At 68.3% G+C, this 17,115-nt stretch carries 20 protein-coding genes; 6 read left to right on the top strand and 14 right to left on the bottom strand.

Going from position 1 to position 17,115, the window contains the following annotated elements:
- Positions 1 to 41 precede the first annotated feature (41 nt).
- Both FDA38_RS38685 and FDA38_RS38690 read left to right on the top strand, forming a co-directional pair.
- A complete protein-coding gene (locus FDA38_RS38685; RefSeq protein ID WP_137259181.1) occupies positions 42 to 731 on the top strand; it encodes an amino acid ABC transporter permease in 690 nt (229 codons plus the stop codon).
- Entirely contained in the window at positions 728 to 1,627 is a 900-nt protein-coding gene (locus FDA38_RS38690; RefSeq protein WP_137259182.1) for an amino acid ABC transporter permease, read from the top strand. Before FDA38_RS38685 ends, FDA38_RS38690 begins: the two co-directional genes overlap by 4 nt.
- Before the next feature lie 65 nt (positions 1,628 to 1,692).
- On the opposite strand, the gene FDA38_RS38695 is transcribed toward FDA38_RS38690, so the two are convergent.
- Positions 1,693 to 2,982, bottom strand: coding sequence for an aspartate aminotransferase family protein (locus FDA38_RS38695; protein WP_137259183.1), 1,290 nt, complete (start codon positions 2,980 to 2,982; stop codon positions 1,693 to 1,695).
- A gap of 61 nt (positions 2,983 to 3,043) precedes the next feature.
- On the opposite strand from FDA38_RS38695, the gene FDA38_RS38700 reads away from it, so the two are divergent.
- Complete coding sequence (locus FDA38_RS38700) at positions 3,044 to 4,126, top strand: LOG family protein (RefSeq protein ID WP_137259618.1); 1,083 nt, start codon at positions 3,044 to 3,046, stop codon at positions 4,124 to 4,126.
- Here the strand turns inward: FDA38_RS38700 and pdxY are convergent.
- The 5 genes from pdxY to FDA38_RS38725 all read right to left on the bottom strand — a co-directional run bounded on the left by pdxY (position 4,119) and on the right by FDA38_RS38725 (position 8,141).
- Positions 4,119 to 4,970, bottom strand: a complete 852-nt coding sequence (gene pdxY, locus FDA38_RS38705; protein WP_137259184.1) for a pyridoxal kinase PdxY — start codon at positions 4,968 to 4,970, stop codon at positions 4,119 to 4,121. The genes FDA38_RS38700 and pdxY overlap by 8 nt on opposite strands.
- Before the next feature lie 19 nt (positions 4,971 to 4,989).
- Positions 4,990 to 6,108 carry a 23S rRNA (adenine(2503)-C(2))-methyltransferase RlmN gene (gene rlmN / locus FDA38_RS38710; protein WP_134111626.1) on the bottom strand — a complete coding sequence of 373 codons (1,119 nt, stop codon included), beginning with the start codon at positions 6,106 to 6,108 and terminating at the stop codon, positions 4,990 to 4,992.
- A 41-nt stretch (positions 6,109 to 6,149) separates the two neighbouring features.
- Positions 6,150 to 6,458 carry a SelT/SelW/SelH family protein gene (locus FDA38_RS38715; protein WP_202878035.1) on the bottom strand — a complete coding sequence of 103 codons (309 nt, stop codon included), beginning with the start codon at positions 6,456 to 6,458 and terminating at the stop codon, positions 6,150 to 6,152.
- 34 nt (positions 6,459 to 6,492) lie between these two features.
- Positions 6,493 to 7,164: a C39 family peptidase gene (locus FDA38_RS38720; RefSeq protein ID WP_137259186.1), complete on the bottom strand. Its 672-nt coding sequence runs from the start codon at positions 7,162 to 7,164 to the stop codon at positions 6,493 to 6,495.
- Positions 7,165 to 7,262: 98 nt separating this feature from the next.
- Positions 7,263 to 8,141, bottom strand: a complete 879-nt coding sequence (locus tag FDA38_RS38725) for an LLM class flavin-dependent oxidoreductase (protein WP_202878036.1) — start codon at positions 8,139 to 8,141, stop codon at positions 7,263 to 7,265.
- Positions 8,142 to 8,203: 62 nt separating this feature from the next.
- On the opposite strand from FDA38_RS38725, the gene FDA38_RS38730 reads away from it, so the two are divergent.
- Both FDA38_RS38730 and FDA38_RS38735 read left to right on the top strand, forming a co-directional pair.
- Positions 8,204 to 8,605 (top strand): MarR family winged helix-turn-helix transcriptional regulator, encoded by a 402-nt coding sequence (locus FDA38_RS38730; protein WP_137259188.1) that lies wholly within the window; start codon positions 8,204 to 8,206, stop codon positions 8,603 to 8,605.
- 28 nt (positions 8,606 to 8,633) lie between these two features.
- Positions 8,634 to 9,584, top strand: coding sequence for an LLM class flavin-dependent oxidoreductase (locus tag FDA38_RS38735; protein ID WP_137259189.1), 951 nt, complete (start codon positions 8,634 to 8,636; stop codon positions 9,582 to 9,584).
- On the opposite strand, the gene FDA38_RS38740 is transcribed toward FDA38_RS38735, so the two are convergent.
- The 6 genes from FDA38_RS38740 to rpsB all read right to left on the bottom strand — a co-directional run bounded on the left by FDA38_RS38740 (position 9,574) and on the right by rpsB (position 14,423).
- Entirely contained in the window at positions 9,574 to 10,164 is a 591-nt protein-coding gene (locus FDA38_RS38740; RefSeq protein ID WP_137259190.1) for a GNAT family N-acetyltransferase, read from the bottom strand. The two genes, FDA38_RS38735 and FDA38_RS38740, sit on opposite strands and share 11 nt — an antisense overlap.
- Complete coding sequence (locus FDA38_RS38745; protein WP_137259191.1) at positions 10,161 to 11,009, bottom strand: phosphatidate cytidylyltransferase; 849 nt, start codon at positions 11,007 to 11,009, stop codon at positions 10,161 to 10,163. The genes FDA38_RS38740 and FDA38_RS38745 overlap by 4 nt, the downstream gene beginning before the upstream one ends.
- Positions 11,009 to 11,563: a ribosome recycling factor gene (gene frr, locus FDA38_RS38750; protein WP_267901785.1), complete on the bottom strand. Its 555-nt coding sequence runs from the start codon at positions 11,561 to 11,563 to the stop codon at positions 11,009 to 11,011. Before frr ends, FDA38_RS38745 begins: the two co-directional genes overlap by 1 nt.
- Before the next feature lie 96 nt (positions 11,564 to 11,659).
- Positions 11,660 to 12,421 carry a UMP kinase gene (pyrH, locus tag FDA38_RS38755; RefSeq protein ID WP_233715185.1) on the bottom strand — a complete coding sequence of 254 codons (762 nt, stop codon included), beginning with the start codon at positions 12,419 to 12,421 and terminating at the stop codon, positions 11,660 to 11,662.
- Between the two features lie 49 nt (positions 12,422 to 12,470).
- Positions 12,471 to 13,289, bottom strand: coding sequence for a translation elongation factor Ts (gene tsf / locus FDA38_RS38760; RefSeq protein ID WP_137259193.1), 819 nt, complete (start codon positions 13,287 to 13,289; stop codon positions 12,471 to 12,473).
- A gap of 111 nt (positions 13,290 to 13,400) precedes the next feature.
- Entirely contained in the window at positions 13,401 to 14,423 is a 1,023-nt protein-coding gene (gene rpsB / locus FDA38_RS38765; RefSeq protein ID WP_137259194.1) for a 30S ribosomal protein S2, read from the bottom strand.
- A 288-nt stretch (positions 14,424 to 14,711) separates the two neighbouring features.
- On the opposite strand from rpsB, the gene FDA38_RS42815 reads away from it, so the two are divergent.
- Positions 14,712 to 15,485, top strand: a complete 774-nt coding sequence (locus FDA38_RS42815) for a M23 family metallopeptidase (RefSeq protein ID WP_202878037.1) — start codon at positions 14,712 to 14,714, stop codon at positions 15,483 to 15,485.
- Positions 15,486 to 15,513: 28 nt separating this feature from the next.
- On the opposite strand, the gene FDA38_RS38775 is transcribed toward FDA38_RS42815, so the two are convergent.
- Positions 15,514 to 15,993, bottom strand: coding sequence for an RrF2 family transcriptional regulator (locus FDA38_RS38775; RefSeq protein ID WP_130449293.1), 480 nt, complete (start codon positions 15,991 to 15,993; stop codon positions 15,514 to 15,516).
- A 78-nt stretch (positions 15,994 to 16,071) separates the two neighbouring features.
- On the bottom strand, positions 16,072 to 17,013 hold the full coding sequence (locus FDA38_RS38780; protein WP_137259195.1) for a tyrosine recombinase XerC: 942 nt from the start codon (positions 17,011 to 17,013) through the stop codon (positions 16,072 to 16,074).
- Positions 17,014 to 17,115 lie beyond the last annotated feature (102 nt).

Here is a 17,115-nt window from a genome sequence, read left to right on the forward strand (position 1 = left end):
TGCAGCGGCTCGGTCTCCACCTCGTTCCCAGCAGGAGAAATATGGACGTGATATCGGAGTTCTTCTCCGAGTACGACGGTCTGCAAGCGTTCCGGACGACCATCTACCTGACACTGCTGTCGGCGCTGCTGGCACTGGTGATCGGCACCGTGGTCGCGGTCATGCGGGTGTCCCCGATCCGGGTACTGCAGATCCTCGGCACCGCGTACGTGAACATCATCCGGAACACGCCGCTGACCCTGGTGATCGTGTTCTGCAACCTCGGGCTGTTCGTGCAGCTCGGTCTCGCGCTGGCGAACAAGGACTCGCACACCTTCATCAACGACAACAACTTCCGGCTCGCCGTACTCGGCCTGTCGGTGTACCACGCGTCGTTCGTCGCCGAGGCGATCCGCAGCGGTGTGAACACCGTCCCGCTCGGTCAGGCCGAGGCGGCGCGCGCGATCGGCCTCCCGTTCCTGAAGACCCTGCGGTACGTCGTCCTGCCGCAGGCGTTCCGCGGCGCGATCGCGCCGCTGGGCAACGTGCTGATCGCGCTGACCAAGAACTCGACCGTCGCCTCCGTGATCGGCGTGACCGAGGCGTCCGCCGTGATGAAGGTGATGATGGAGAACCGGCCCGACGTCATCTTCGTGGTGTTCGGGATCTTCGCGCTCGGGTTCGTGATCCTGACGCTGCCGGTCGGCGTGCTGTTCACGTCGATGTCGAAGCGGCTGGCGGTGAAGCGATGAGCGGCACCGTACTGTTCGACGCGCCGGGACCGCGGGCCAAGCGGCTGTACTTCGGCGTCGGCGTCGTCGCCGTCGTGGCGATCCTGCTCGCGCTGTGGTTCGTGCTGGACAAGCTCAACGAGAAGGGCCAGCTGGCGGCGGCCAAGTGGAAGCCGTTCCTGACCGCCGAGATCTGGACCCAGTACATCCTGCCGGGCCTGGGCGGAACACTGCTGGCCGCCGCGATCTCGGTGGTGTTCGCGATGGCCGTCGGCGTCCTCCTCGGTGTCGGGCGGCTCTCGACCCAGGCATGGGTGCGGTGGCCGTGCGGAGTGATCGTGGAGTTCTTCCGCGCCGTGCCGGTGCTGCTGATGATGCTGTTCACGTACGCCCTGTACGCCAAGTACGAGCTCTTCCCGCCGGAGCGTTATGCGCTGGCGGCGGTCGTCACCGGGCTCACGCTCTACAACGGCTCCGTCGTGGCCGAGCTGGTCCGCTCCGGGGTCCACTCGCTGCCGAAGGGGCAGAGCGAGGCCGCAATGGCGATCGGTCTCACCAGCGGCAAGTCGATGCGCCTCGTCCTGTTGCCGCAGGCAATCACCGCGATGCTGCCGGCGATCGTCGGCCAGCTGGTCGTGATCCTGAAGGACACCGCGCTGGGCTACATCATCACCTACGAGGAACTCCTCCGTAAGGCGGAGCAGATCGGCAACTACAAGTCGAACCTGGTGCCCTCGTTCATCGTGATCGCGGTCATCTTCATCGTGATCAACTACCTGCTGACCGTCGTCGCACAGCGCGTCGAGTCGCTCATGCGCCGCCGCGGCCGCTCCGCCGGCGGCCCCCTGACCGCCGACCCGGTCGACCAGACCGCCGGCCTCACCGCGGTCGCAGACACACCGGACCCCAACAACTGAAGCAACTTCATCGAAACCGACCAGCTGACGAGCGGTCCCTCCGTTGTGGAGGGACCGCTCGTTGCTCAGCGCAAGGTGTTGAAGGAGTCGCGGATGATCTCGAGGGCTTCTGCGGCTTCTTCCTCGGTCAGCGTCATCGGGGGCGCCATCCGGAGGACGTTGCCGTAGAGGCCGCCCTTGCCGACCAGGAGGCCGCGGTTCTTGGTCTCCTGCTGGAGTTTGGCGGTGCTGGCGGCGTCGGGGCTGTTGTCGTCCGGCTTGACGAGCTCGGCGGCGAGCATCAGGCCCTTGCCGCGGACGTCGCCGAGCTCCGGGAACTCGTCGGAGATCCCGCGCAGGCCGTCGACCAGCTGTGCGCCGCGCTTGGCCGCGTTCGCCTGGAGGTCCTTGTCGAGCAGGTAGTCGATCGTTGCCTTCGCCGCGCTGGTCGAGATCGGGTTGCCGCCGAACGTGGACAGCGAGTTCGCCTTCACGCTGTCCATCAACTCAGCCTTTGCGACGACCCCACCGATGGCGAACCCGTTGCCGAGCCCCTTCGCGAACGTCATCGCATCCGGTACGACGTCGTGCGACTGGATGCCCCAGAAGTGGTCACCGGTCCGGCCCCAGCCTGTCTGCACCTCGTCGGAGATGAACAGGATCCCGTACTCGTCGAGGACCTCCTTGAAGGCGGCGTACAGCCCGTCGGGGGGCGACGAGAACCCGCCGACGCCCTGGATCGGCTCGGCGATCAGGCAGGCGACGTCACCGGAGGTCGTGGTCTCGATAACGTTGCGCAGGTCGTCGACGCAGACCTTGATGTAGTCGGCGTCCGACAGGTCGCGGAACGGGCTGCGGTACCGGTAGGCGCCCTGGACGTACTGCACGTTCACCGGCGACAGGCTGCTCGGGGACCAGCCGCGGTTACCGGTGATCGCGACCGTGCCGAACGCGCGGCCGTGGTATGAGTTCCGCATCGCCAGGACCTGGTTGGAGCGGCGGTTCTGGGTGGCGAGCAGGAGGGCCGTCTCGTTCGCCTCGGTGCCGGAGTTCGCGAAGAACACCTTCGCGTCCGGGATCCCGGAGAGCTCGGCGATCTGCTCGGCCAGCTCGATCTGCTTCCGGATCAGATACACCGTCGAGGTGTGCGCGACCCCGGTGCCGAGCTGCTCACGCACCGCGTCCGAGATCTCCGCGATGTCGTACCCGATCGCGTTGGTCAGGATGCCGGCGAAGAAGTCGAGGTACGTGTTGCCCTCACCGTCCGTCACCCGCCGCCCGGATCCGGAGACGATCTCGATCGGCTCCTCGTAGTACAACGCGAGCCAAGCCGGCATGACGGCCTTGTGACGCTCCCAGAGCTCCGCATGTGTCATGTCCAACCTTTACCTCACCTGATAGTGCACGTCTATCGCGGTTAGGGTGCTCTCCGTGACAATGCCGAGCATCCCGCATGTGGATATCGAGTCCCTGGAACACTTCGACCGGCTGCTGGCCGCGGGGGCTACCGCGATGGCGGGCTGGCGGGTGCAGTCGGTGGATCTGACCCGCCGTACGGCGGAGATCGTCGGGCTGAAGCCGATGGGGTCGCTGTTCCTCGGGTGCGTGCTGGAGGAGAAGGCGGACGCGTGGGTCCGCGACGGCGGCGGGCTGGTGTTCCCGGCGATCCCGGAGCTGCCGTTCGACGCGTACCGCGGGCGGCTGTACGACGCCGACGAGCTGTACGCCGGTCTCGAGCACGGGTACGACGCCACGCCGGACGCGCGCATCTACGCCTGGTCCCGCCAGCAGGACGAGAAGGGCGACACCAGCCGCACCCTGGCCGCGGCCCTTCACGACCACGCCATCGCGGATGCCCTGACGGAGCTCCCCGCGGACAAGCCCTGGGTCGGCGTGATGGGCGGCCACGGCGTACTGCGGGGCAGCGCCGACTACCGCTCCGCCGTACTGCTCGGCCGGACGCTCTCACGCGAGGGCCGGATGGTCGTCACCGGGGGCGGTCCGGGAGCGATGGAAGCCGCCAACCTCGGCGCATCGCTGGCGGCGTACGACGATGCCGCTGTCGACGCGGCTCTGGACCAGCTGGCCGCCGTACCGTCGTTCCGGCCGTCGATCGGCGCGTGGGCGTCCACGGGCCTCGCCGTGCGCTCGCAGTACCCCGGTGATGGCGGCGTGTCGATCCCGACCTGGTTCTACGGCCACGAGCCGCCGAACGTGTTCGCCGGCGCGATCGCGAAGTACTTCTCGAACGCCCAGCGCGAGGACGTCCTGCTCGGCCGGGCGCGCGGCGGCATCATCTACCTGACCGGTGCGGCCGGCACGGTCCAGGAGGTCTTCCAGGCGGCCACCCCGAACTATTACGGCGACACAGCCACCCAGATCCCGCTCATCCTCGTCGGCACCGACTACTGGACCACGCAGCTCCCGGTCTGGCCCCTGCTCCAGTCCCTAGCCACCGGCCGCCACATGCGGCTCCATCTGGTCGACACCATCGACGAGGCCGCCGGTCTGGTCAGCTGACGCGCTGCGGCTTGAACTGCAGCTGCGGGCTGGCGTACGCGTCCTGCGACTCGACCAGCTGCAGCTCGCGCTCGCCCGACTCGTGTGTGCGTGTGAGCAGGTCGAACACGCTCGAGGTCGTGCGCGCCAGCGCCTCGGCCAGATCGCCCGTACGGCGGTAGTGCGCCGTGAAGAGCGCTGCCGTCACGTCGCCCGACCCGTTCGCCTTCATCGGGATGTACGGCGTCTGCACGAGCCACGCGCCGCTGTCGTCGACGGCCAGCATCTCGATCGTGCCGTCCTCGCGGTCGGGACGCTCGACGCTGGTGACGAGCACCGTACGCGGTCCGGTCGCGCGTACCAGCTCCACCGAGGCCACCGTGGACTCCAGCGTGTCCGGCTCGGTGTTGGTCAGGAAGCCCAGCTCGAACTGGTTGGGCGTGATGATGTCGGCCGCCGGAACCACCCGGTCGCGCAGCAGCACCGGGATCGCAGGCGCGACGAAGCACCCGGACTTCGCGTTCCCCATCACCGGGTCGCAGGAGTACACGGCGTTGGGATTGGCCGCCTTGACCCGCTCCACCGCCTCGAGGATCACGTCAGCGATCCCTTCGCCGCCCTGGTAGCCCGAGAGCACCACGTCGATCTGCGGGAGAACGCCGCGGTCCTCGATCCCGAGCAGAACCTCGCGTACGTCGTCCGGGCTGATCATCGGCCCACGCCACGCGCCGTATCCGGTGTGGTTCGAGAAGTTCACCGTGTACACCGGCAGCACCTCGACGCCGATGCGCTGCAACGGGAACACAGCTGCCGAGTTACCCACGTGCCCGTAAGCAACCGCCGACTGAATCGAAAGGATCTTCACCGACCGATCATCCCCTCGGCTACTTGCTGGCCGCGGCGAGCTGGCCGCAGGCGCCGTCGATTTCCTGGCCGCGGGTGTCGCGGACGGTGGTGGGGATGCCGGCGGCCTCGAGACGACGGACGAACTCGCGCTCGTCGGCCGGGTCGGAGGCGGTCCACTTCGAGCCCGGTGTCGGGTTCAGCGGGATCAGGTTGACGTGCACCCAGCCCCAGTCGCCGCGCGCGTTGAGCTTCTCCGCGAGCAGGTCGGCCCGCCAGGCGTGGTCGTTGATGTCGCGGATCATCGCGTACTCGATCGAGACACGCCGCTTGGTCTGCCGCGCGTACCCCCAGGCCGCGTCGAGCACCTCGTCGACCTTCCAGCGGTTGTTGATCGGCACCAGCTCGTCGCGCAGCTCGTCGTCCGGCGCGTGCAGCGACAGCGCGAGCGTGACCGGGATGCCCTCGGTCGCGAGCTGGTTGATCCGCGGCACCAGGCCGACCGTCGACACCGTCACGCCGCGAGCCGAGATCCCCAGGCCCTCCGGCGACGGGTCGGTGAACCGGCGTACGGCGCCCATCACGGCCTTGTAGTTGGCCATCGGCTCGCCCATGCCCATGAACACGATATTGCTGACCCGCCCGGGGCCGCCGGCGATCTCGCCGCGAGCCAGCGCCCGAGCACCGTCGACGACCTGCTCGACGATCTCCGCGGTCGACATGTTGCGCGTCAGTCCACCCTGGCCGGTCGCGCAGAACGGGCACGCCATCCCGCAACCCGCCTGCGAGGACACGCACATCGTGGCTCGGCCCGGATACCGCATCAGGACGGACTCGACCAGCGAGCCGTCGAGCAGCTTCCACAGCGTCTTCCGGGTCTCCCCGTTGTCGCATTCGAGGTCGCGGACGCGGGTCAGCAGCGGCGGCATCAGGTCGGCGACCAGCTTGTCGCGGGTCGCGGCCGGCAGGTCGGTCATCTCGGCCGGGTCGGACACCAGCCGGGAGAAGTAGTGGTTGGACAGCTGCTTGGCCCGGAACGCGGGCTCACCCAGCGCGGCAACCGCAGTACGCCGCTCCTCCCCCGTGAGGTCGGCCAGGTGCCGCGGCGGCTTCTTGGCGCGGCGCGGCTCATCGAACACAAGGGGAAGGGAGGTAGTCATAACCGACCTATTGTCGCAAGCCCGGACTACCGTTCACAAATTCACATCCCATGACCCGCGTCACCCGCGGGCTTGCGGTCGGAGTGGCCGAGCTTGCGGTCCGGCGCGATCCGGTCCCGCACCATCTGCTTGAGCAGCGGAATCTCGGCGAATCCGCCCTCGGCCTTCCTCGACCACAGCAGCTCCCCGTCGAGGCTGATGTCGAACACCCCGCCGGTCCCCGGGACCAGCGCGACCTCGCCCAGCTCCTGCGGGAAGGTGGTCAGCAACTCCTGGGCGGTCCAGGCCGCCCGCATCAACCACCGGCACTGCGTGCAGTACTCGATCTCCAACCGCGGCTCTCTCGTCACGGCGACCAAGGTATCGCCGTGACGAGAGCCGGTCTCAGGCCGAGTAGCCCTTCGGCGGGATGAGCGTGGCGAGCTGGTTGAAGGTCAGCCAGTACGTCGCGGTCGGCGCGAACCCGGCCGGGTCCGCGATCAGGACGGTCTGGTCGCTGTCGTCGTACCCGATCACCGTGAAGTAGTGGTAGATCGTGTAGTTCGGGTAGCCCGGCGGGTGGTTGTTGGCCGGGGCAACGATGTTGGCGACGATCGGGTAGTTGTTGTTGATGTCGAGGACGACGTCCCGCCAGAGCAGGTCACGCTGCGCCTGGGTGGGCGGGTCGTTGGGCATCTCCTTCGTCTCGTACCAGCCGGTGCCGACGTGGTTGTTGAGCACCCGGGTGACCTGGCCGATCCAGTCGGTTCCGTTGGTCGTGGTCGGCAGCTCGTTGGCCAACTGCTGCTGGCTCGGCGGCGAGATCCGGGCCGAGAGTGCGATCCGGGTCGCGGCCGGGCCGCACCAGTAGCCGGTCTGCTGGTACTGGAAGTCGATGTTCAGCGTTCTGACGGTCTGCGTCGAGAACCCGAGCTTCGGCACCGGTTTGACCGCGGCTGCATGGGCTGCATCGACGGGGGCGGTGGGCTGCGCGGTCGCCGGGGACAGCGGGAGGGCGGCGGCTGCGATGAGGGCGAGACCGCAGAGCGCGGCCTTGAACTTCGTCGTGGGGGTCATGTCAGCTCCTCACTGGACGACCGGGGCGGATCGTCCTGTGTTTGATACTGACACACAACTTGGTGGTCCGGGTGAAAAAATCACCGAACCATTCGAGCTCAGTGGAAAGGGTCGATGATTTCCCGGACCAGCCAGCGCACGGCGTGATCCGGGTACGGGCGCGGCAGCGACAGCACGATGTGGTCGAAGCCCAGGTCGACGGCTCGTTGGACGATCGCGCGTGTTTCGGCGGGGTCGTCGTACGAGACGATCTGCTGCAGGGAGCGGCTGAGCGTGGCGGGATTCCGTCCGATCCGGGCGCATTCCGCGTCCAGCCGGCGTACCCGGTCGGCGAGGGTGTCGAAGTCGGTGTGCGGCGGCCCGCTGATGTTCCAGATGTCGGCGTACTCCGCGATGAGCCGGAGCATCCGGTTGCCCCAGCCGCCGATCAGGAGCGGCGGTCCGTCGGGCTGGAGCGGCTTGGGCGCGTTGCGGTTGCGCTCGAGCGTGAAGTGTTTGCCGTGGAAGTCGAACTCGTCCTCGGTCCACATCCGGCGCAGGATCTCGATGGTCTCGCGGAGCCGATCGACGCCCTCCCCCGGCGGGACGAGCGTGAGGCCGTACGCGGCGTACTCCTCGATCGCCGGGTTCGGGCCGGTCGGCTGGAGGGTGCCTCCCGCGCCGAGGCCCATGATCAGCCGGCCGTCGGAGATGACGTCGAGCGTGCTGGCGATCTTGCCGAGGACGGCCGGCGGGCGGATCCGGTTGCTGGTGACGAGCAGGCCGAGGCGGAGCCGGGTGGTCTGCGCGGCGAGCGCGGTGAGCAGGGTCCAGCCCTCGAGGACGTCGCCGTTCTTCGGGCCGGCGAGTGGGAGGAAGTGGTCCCACAGCCAGGCGTCGCGGATCTGCGGGGTTTCGTCGGCTTCGAGCCAGACGCGGCGGATATCGGCGTACGGGACATGCATCGGGGTGGTCTTCAGACCGAAGGTCGGTTGCATAATCGTCAGGATAACTGATGATCAGGACTACTGACGATCAGCGTGGCGGTAGATTGGGTGGCATGTCTGATCGGCTCGGGTATCTGCTGAAACACGTCCTGGCGGAGCTCACCGAGGCTCAGACCAAGGCGCTGGCTCCGCACGGTCTGAACGGCCGCGACCTGGCGGTGCTGTCCGCGATCGTCGCCGGCGAGCCGCTCTCCCAGCTCGAGGTCGCGGCCCGGCTGCGGGTGGACCGCACGTCGATCGGCGATCTGCTCGACGGGCTGGAGGAGCGCGGGTTCGTCGAGCGCCGGCGCAGCCCGGAGGACCGGCGGCGGAACGTCGTCGTACTGACGTCGCTGGGTCAGTCAACCTTTGATGAGGCGGAACGGGTCCGGCTGGAGGTCGAGCACGAGTTCCTCGCTCCCCTGGCGGCTCCGGACCGTTTCCGGGACGACCTGCGGCTGCTGCTCGGGGAATGAGGGCTCCGGCGTACCCGTTGGACTGAACATGCTCTCCGTCCCGCTGTCAGTCCTGGACCGTTCTCGGACACGCGTCGGCGAAACGGAGCCGGAGACGTTGCGGGCGACGGTGAAGTTCGCTCAGCAGGTGGAAGACCTTGGCTACAAGCGTTTCTGGGTGTCGGAGCATCACAGCGTTCCTGGAGTGGTCGGCTCGGCGCCGACTGTCCTGGCTGCGGCGGTTGCTGCTCGCACATCCCACATCCGGGTCGGGACTGGTGGGGTGATGCTGCCGAACCACAATCCGCTCGTCGTGGCGGAGCAGTTCGGCGTACTGGAGTCGCTGTACCCGGGCCGGATCGACATGGGCCTCGGGCGGTCGGTCGGCTTCACCAACGGGGTACGGCGGGCGCTCGGCGTCGAGAAGGACGCTGCGGACGACTTCAGCGGACAGGTCCAGGAGCTGCTCGGCTATCTGGCAGGTACTTCGGACGTCCACGCCCGACCAGGTGAAGGACTGGAGATCCCGCCGTTCATCCTGGCCGTCGGTTCAGGCGCTTCGATCGCCGCATCGCTAGGGCTACCTGTCGTCCTGGCTGCCCGTCCTGACGCTGTGGACCTTGTCTCGTCCTACCGGGCATCCTTCCAGCCGTCGGCGTGGGCACCGGAGCCGTACGTCATCCTGGCCGTCACAGCTGCGGTCGGGGACACCGCAGAGTCGGCCCGTCGGCTGTTGTTGCCCGAGGCATGGGCCAGCGCCTACTCACGTACTCGCGGGGTCTTCCCGCCACTGCAGCCCGACGTACCTGCGACCATGACCGCGCGCGAGCAGGAGTTCTTCGAGAACGCCCTGCGTGGCCAGTACTACGGAACCTCCGACGAGGTGCATGCCGCGCTGGAGGACCTCGTGCAAAGCACAGCCGCGGACGAGGTGCTGATCACGACCAACACCTACGACCGGGACGAGCTCCTCGCCTCGTTGGCGAAGCTCATCGGCTGATCCGGGCCTCGAGCCGCTTCCGCACATCCGGCCATTCATCGGCCAGGATCGAGAACACCACGGTGTCGCGGAACGATCCGTCAGCCATCAGTTGGTGCCGCCGCAGTACGCCCTCACGGGTCGCGCCGAGCTTGGCGATCGCCGCCTGCGAGCGGGTGTTCTTGGAGCCGGTCTGGATCTTCACGCGGCCGAATCCGCAGACCTCGAAGGCATGCTCGAGCAGCAGCAGCTTGGCCGCCGGGTTGACCGCGGTCCCCCAGACGGCGGGTGCATAGCCGGTGTAGCCGAGGTGGATCCGCTCGTTGACCAGGTCGACGTCGGCGAGGCTCGACGTACCGACAACGGTGCCGTCGGCAACCATCCGGACGACGTACGCGAACCGCTTGGCCGCGGCCGGGATCCACTTCGCCCGCATCTCGTCCGCGCTCTTCGGCATCGCACCGGGGCCGCCGGCGAAGCCTCCGGCGTACACCTGCTCGTTGACGATCGCGGCGTACAGCTCGTCGATATCGCTTTCCTGCATCCGATCCAGGCGCACGACGTCGCCGACCAGGGACCGTCCGTCCGGCGCGATCGTCATGCTTTCACCAGCAGGTGCAGCAGCAGCCAGACGACCGGGGCCGTCGCGAGCAGCGAGTCCAACCGGTCCATCACCCCTCCGTGGCCGGGCAGCAGGTTCGACATGTCCTTGATGCCCAGGTCGCGCTTGATCATCGACTCGCCGAGGTCGCCGACCGTCGCGGTCAGTACGGCGACCGCGCCGACGATCGCACCGACCCACCAGTCGCCGTCCAGCAGCAGAACCACCGCGGCGATACCGGCGCCGATACAGAACAGCGCCGAGCCGGCGAAGCCCTCCCAGGACTTCTTCGGGCTGATCGTCGGCGCCATCGGGTGCTTGCCGAACAGCACGCCGGCGACGTATCCGCCGACGTCACTCGCAACCGTGACGGCAAAGAACGTGACGACGCGACCGGCCCCGTCCTCGTCCGGCTGCGCCAGCAGGATCGCGAAACCGGCCAGCAGCGGCACGTACCCGATCAGGAACACGCCGGCGCTGACGTCGCGGACGAATCCGACCGATCCGCCCGGCATCCGCCAGAAGATCGTGCCGAGCACAGTGAGCCCGAGCGCGACCAGCAGCGCCATCGGGCCACCGAAGTACGCCGCCGCCAGCATGGCCGTCGTACCGAGGAACAGCGGGATCCGCGGGATCGCCGCACCGCCGGTCTTGAGCGCCTTCATCATCTCGTCGACGGCGACCAGGACGGTTGCCAGCACGAGTACGACGAACAGGACCTTCTGCCAGTACAGCGATCCGAGGATCAGCGCGATCAGTCCCACCCCGACCGCGATCGCAGCGGGCAGATTTCGCCCGGCGCGGCTCGGAGTAGGACTCGGCGCGGGCGTGCTGTCGACGCCCATCACACCTCGAGCAGTTCGGCTTCCTTGTGCTTGAGCAGGTCGTCGATCGAGTCGACGTACTTCTTCGTCAACCCGTCGAGCCGCTTCTCAGCACTCTTGCCCTCGTCCTCGCCCGCATCGCCGTCCTTGACCGACTTGTGCACCTGGTCCATGGCGTGCCGGCGGATGTTGCGGACCGAGACCTTGGCTTCCTCGCCCTTGGTCTTGGCGACCTTGATGTACTCCTTGCGCCGCTCCTCGGTCAGCTGCGGCATCACCACCCGGATCACCGCGCCGTCGTTACCCGGGTTCACACCCAGGTCCGAGTCGCGGATCGCCTTCTCGATCGCTGCCATCGCGCCCTTGTCGTACGGCGAGATGAGCACGGTCCGGGGCTCCGGGACCTGGAAGCCGGCCAGCTGCTGCAGCGGCGTCGGGCTGCCGTAGTAGTCGGCCAGGATGCCCGCGAACATCTGCGGGTGCGCCCGGCCGGTGCGGATCGCGGCGAAGTCGTCCTTCGCGACCTCCACGGCCTTCGCCATCTTCTGCTCGGCTTCGCGGAGAGCTTGGTCGATCACGACATTCCTCGCTTCCTCTGGGCCGCGACGATGCGGCCACTCCTACTGCGCCTTGTGACAACCGATCCTAGTGGTACGCCGCCGTACGCCGGGTTATTGCCCCCGGGAGACGACCGTGCCGATCTTCTCGCCGTGGATCACCCGGGCGATGTTGCCCTCCTCCAGGCCGAAGATCACGATCGGCAGCGCGTTGTCGCGGGCCAGGCTGATCGCGGTGGCGTCGGCGACCCGGAGGCCGCGGGCCAGGAAGTCGTCGTACGACAGCTGGTCGAACTTGACCGCGTCCGGGTTCTTCTTCGGGTCGGAGTCGTAGACCCCGTCCACGCCCTGCTTGCCCATCAGCAGCGCCTCGGCGCCGACCTCGAGCGCGCGCTGGGCGGCGACCGTGTCGGTGGAGAAGTACGGCATACCGGAACCGGCGCCGAAGATCACGACGCGGCCCTTCTCCAGATGCCGCTCGGCCTTGCGCGGGATGTACGGCTCGGCGACCTGGCCCATCGTGATGGCGGTCTGCACCCGGGTCTCGATCCCGAGCTTCTCCAGGAAGTCCTGCAGGGCCAGGCAGTTCATCACGGTGCCGAGCATGCCCATGTAGTCGGCCCGGTTCCGCTCCATGCCGCGCTGCTGCAGCTCGGCGCCGCGGAAGAAGTTGCCGCCGCCGACCACCACGGCGACCTGGACACCGGCCCGGGCCACGTCGGCGATCTGCTTGGCGATCGAGTTCACCACGTCGGGGTCGACGCCGAGCTTGCCGCCGCCGAACACCTCACCCGACAGCTTGAGCAAGACCCGGTGGTAGGCCGGGGCGAACGGCGAAGAGGCCGGATTCGTCTCGGTACCCAGGGTTTCCGTCACGATTCCGGCCTCCTCGTTCGTTGCTGTCCTCTTCAGATCCTCGTCGGGATCAGGCGCCGACCTCGAAGCGGGCGAACCGCTTCACGGTCACGCCGGCCTCGTCGAGCACGGCCTTGACGGACTTCTTGCTCTCGGTCACCGACGGCTGCTCGAGCAGGACGACGTCCTTGAAGAAGCCGTTCACCCGGCCCTCGACGATCTTCGGCAGCGCCTGCTCGGGCTTGCCCTCCTCGCGGGCGGTCGCCTCGGCGATCCGCTTCTCGTTCTCGACCGTCTCGGCCGGGACCTCGTCGCGGGTGGTGTACAGCGGGCGCATCGCGGCGGCCTGCATGGCAGCGCCACGGGCGGCCTCGACGTTGTCACCCTCGAACTCGACCAGCACACCGACCTGGGCCGGCAGGTCCGCCGCACGCTTGTGCATGTACGCGGTCACCTGGCCGTCGAACACGGCCACCTTGCCGAGCTCGAGCTTCTCGCCGATGACGGCGGCCAGCGCCTCGATGTTCTCGGCGACCGACTTGCCGTCGGTCAGCTTCTCGTTCAGCAGGCCCTCGACGTCGCCGACCTTGCTCGCCGAAGCGTGCGCGACGATGTCGGCCGCGAGCTGCTGGAACTGCTCGTTCTTGGCGACGAAGTCGGTCTCGCAGTTGAGCTGGACCAGCGCGTTCTCCGCCGCGGCCACCAGGCCGTTGGTGGCGGACCGCTCGGCGCCACGCTTGGCGGCCTTGGCCGCGCCGTGGATGCGCAGCTCCTCGATCGCCTTCTCGAAGTCGCCGTCGGTGGTCTCGAGCGCCTTCTTCGCGTCCATCATGCCCGCGCCGGTGGCGTCGCGGAGCTTCTTCACGTCAGCGGCGGTGTAGTTCGCCATTCCTCGTTCTCTCGTCTTGTCGATGCGGCTGGATGGGCGGGGCAGGCCCGGTTGCGGACCGTGCGACGCAGCGGGGTGCCGCCCGGCGGGACCGGGCGGCATCCACGGCTGTCAGGCCTCGTCGGCCTTCGGGGTCTCCTCGGCCTTCGCCTCGGTCTCCTCGGCCTTGACCTCTGCGGGGGTCTCCTCGGCCTTGACCTCAGTGGCTGCCTCGGTGGCGGCCTCGGTGGCGGCCTCGGCGGCTTCCGGCGCGGTCTCGATGACGGCGTCGGTCGCGACCGGCTCGGTCAGGACGTCAGCGGCCGGGGCTGCTGCCTCGGCGGCCGGGGCGGCCTTCTCGTCGGTCTTGGCGGTGCCGTTCTGGCTCTCCAGCAGCTCGCGCTCCCAGGCGGCCAGCGGCTCCTCCTGGCCCAGCTCCTCGCCGGACGCGGCAGCACCCTGGCCGGAACGACCCATCAGGCCGTCGGCGACGGCGTCGGCGACGACCCGGGTGAGCAGGCCGACCGAGCGGATCGCGTCGTCGTTCCCCGGAATCGGGTAGTCGACCTCGTCCGGGTCGCAGTTGGTGTCCAGGATGCCGATGATCGGCAGCTTCAGCTTGCGCGCCTCGTCGACGGCGAGGTGCTCCTTCTTGGTGTCCACGATCCACACGGCGGCCGGAACCCGGGCCATGTCGCGGATACCGCCGAGGGTCTTGAGCAGCTTGTCGTGCTCGCGACGCTTCTGCAGCAGCTCCTTCTTCGTGACACCGGAGGCGGCGACGTCGTCGAAGTCGATGAGCTCGAGCTCCTTGAGGCGCTGGAGCCGCTTGTTCACGGTCTGGAAGTTGGTCAGCATGCCGCCCAGCCAGCGCTGGTTCACGTACGGCATCCCGACGCGGGTCGCCTGCTCGGCGATCGCTTCCTGGGCCTGCTTCTTGGTGCCGACGAACAGGATCGCCCCACCGGAAGCAACCGTGCTGCGGACGAACTCGTACGCGCGGTCGATGTAGGACAGCGACTGCTGCAGGTCGATGATGTAGATGCCGTTGCGCTCGGTGAGGATGTAGCGCTTCATCTTCGGGTTCCAGCGACGGGTCTGGTGCCCGAAGTGCACGCCGCTCTCGAGCAGCTGCTTCATGGTCACGACGGCCATGAGGTGGTCTCCTTTGGCGACCCGGCTGATTCGTCCGGGTCTACTCGGTTGTCTCGCGTCGGATCGGATGATCCGCAGCTCCTGATGCCCGTCGCGCCGCTCCGCCCGGATCACTCCGGGACCGCTGGAACGACAGCACTTGTGCGGGCATGCGTAGTCGCCCCACCTAGATGGGGCGCCACCGGAAGTGTACGTGACCACCCGCGGGCAACGCGAACCGGCCCTGGTTATCCACAATCCCGCCCGAGCGGGTCCGCGGCCGGTGCCGACAACGGCATCTTCCCTGGCATGAACCTCGCCCTGCTCTCCCTCGCCATCCTGCCCGCCACCGCCTCCGACTGGCCACTCCAGCCCCGCCCGGAGGTGGTGCACGGCTTCGAACTGCCCGCAAAACCGTGGCTCCCCGGCCACCGCGGCGTCGACCTCGCCGGCCACCCCGGCCAACCCGTCCTCGCCGCAACTCCCGGCACGATCACGTACGCCGGACCGCTCGCCGGCCGCGGCATCATCACGATCACCACCGGGCGTCGGCGTACGACGTACGAACCGGTCGTCCCTGCGGTATCGGTCGGAGCCACCGTCACGACCGGAACCATCATCGGCCGCCTGTCCACCGCCGGCTCGCACTGCCTGCCAAGGACCTGCCTGCACTGGGGCCTACTCCAGGGCAAGCAGTACCTGAATCCGCTAACCCTCGTGCCCAACCGCCCGGTCCGCCTACTCCCCCTCACAAACCAACTCCCACAACCAGCCCAGCCGATAGGCGCCCTAACTCAGCCGGCCCAGCCGGTGGGCGCCCCAGCCCAGCCGGTGGGCGCCCCAGCCCAGCCAGCTCAGCCGGTGGGCGCCCCAGCTCAGCCGCCACCACAGCCAATAGCCCAGCCGCCAATCCAGCCACCACCGCCCTCCCCACCACCGGCTCCGGCTCCGGCGGATGCCTCCGCGGCCCGCGCTCACGCCGCGGAAGCGTCCGCTGCGACCAACCAGCGGACGGCCAAGCTGATCATCGCGGCGACTGCGGCGCTGACCCTCACCGCCGGCCTGCTGATCAGACGCGAGTAGCTGCCACAGGTGCGCCCGGTTCAGCCGATCAGCTGCCGGGAACGCGGGCCTGCCAGGCGTCCTCGTCCTTCGAGCGGCGCTCCACGCCCGCCGGGAGCTTGTTCTTGGCGAGATCGATCAACGTCGTGTTCTCGAGTACGTCGCGCAGGCTGGCGCGCGCCGCGATCCAGACCCGTTGGAGGACCACCGCATGCTCGTTGTACGAAACGCTCTCCGGCCGGACACCGGAGATGCTCACGATCGGACCGTCCACCGCGCGCATCACGTCGGCGACGGAGATGTCGTTGGGGTCGACGGCCAGCCGCCAGCCACCCGACTGCCCACGCTGACTCGACAGCACGCCCGCCCGGCGCAGGTCGGCGAGGATGCCCTGCAGGAAGCCGTGCGGAATGCCCTGCGCCCGGCTGAGCTCCTCGGCCGACACGACCGAAGGGTCGTCGGCCACCCACCGTTGGGTGATCTCGATCAGAGCTCGCAACGCATAGTCAGACTTCGCCGAAACCCGCATGTCCCGCAGTCTGCCGCATCCGGCCACCCACGCGCCGCATCCCCCGCAGACAGACCCGTTCTGAGCCGGGTGTCGTGGTCAAGCGCGCGGATGCGCCTGCTGGTAGGCCTTCCGCAGCCGATCGCTGGAGACGTGGGTGTAGACCTGCGTCGTCGCCAACGACGCGTGCCCGAGCAGTTCCTGCACGCTCCGAAGGTCTGCCCCACCTTCGAGAAGATGCGTGGCCGCCGTATGCCGCAATCCGTGCGGACCCAGATCCGGTGCATCGACGACCGCGATCCGCTCGTGCACCATCCGCCGTACCGCTCGCTGATCAATCCTGCCGCCACGCGCGCCGAGGAACGCGGCAGGACCACTTCCTTCGCGCGCCAGCTTCGGCCGCGCCTCGGCCAGCCATCGCTCGAGCGCCTCCCCAGCCGGTACGCCGTACGGCACCGACCGTTCCTTGCGACCCTTGCCGAACACGCGGACGACGCGGCGCGACCGGTCGATGTCATCGACGTCGAGCGCGCACAGCTCGCCGACCCGGATCCCGGTTGCGTAAAGCAGTTCCATGATCGCGAGGTCACGCAGCCCGACCGGACTTCCGTCGTCAGCGGCAACGGCTGCCGCGTCGAGGACGGCTCGCGTGTCCGCCTGGCCGAGCACGCCCGGCAAGGTCTTGTGCGGCTTGGGGCTGGCGAGCAATGCTCCCGGATCCGTACCGATCCGCCCGGTCCGCTGCGCCCACGCCGTGAACACCCTTGCGGCCGTGGCCCGCCGAGCCATGGTGCTGCGGGATTTCCCCAGACTTTGCTGTTTGGCCAGCCAGGACCGCAGTCCCCGGATGTCCAGCCCGCCCAGATCATCGTGACCAAGCCGAATCAAATGTTCGAGTAAATCCGCGACATCCCCGATGTAGGCTCTGACCGAGTGAGTGCTGAGGTCTCTTTCCGCCGTCAGATGCCGTTCGTAGTCAGCCAATAACTGAGTGAAACCTTCCGGCCAGGAAGGGTTCCCGCTGACATCGTCCGGCGTCATGCCACGACGATGCGTGAGGCGACCCGGCATCGCAAGCCACCGCGCGGAGACCGGCGAGAGGAGGTCTGGTCGATAACCCGACGGTCGACTACTGTTCGGCCC

The sequence above is a fragment of the Kribbella jiaozuonensis genome, assembly GCF_005233875.1.
Lineage (GTDB): Bacteria > Actinomycetota > Actinomycetes > Propionibacteriales > Kribbellaceae > Kribbella > Kribbella jiaozuonensis.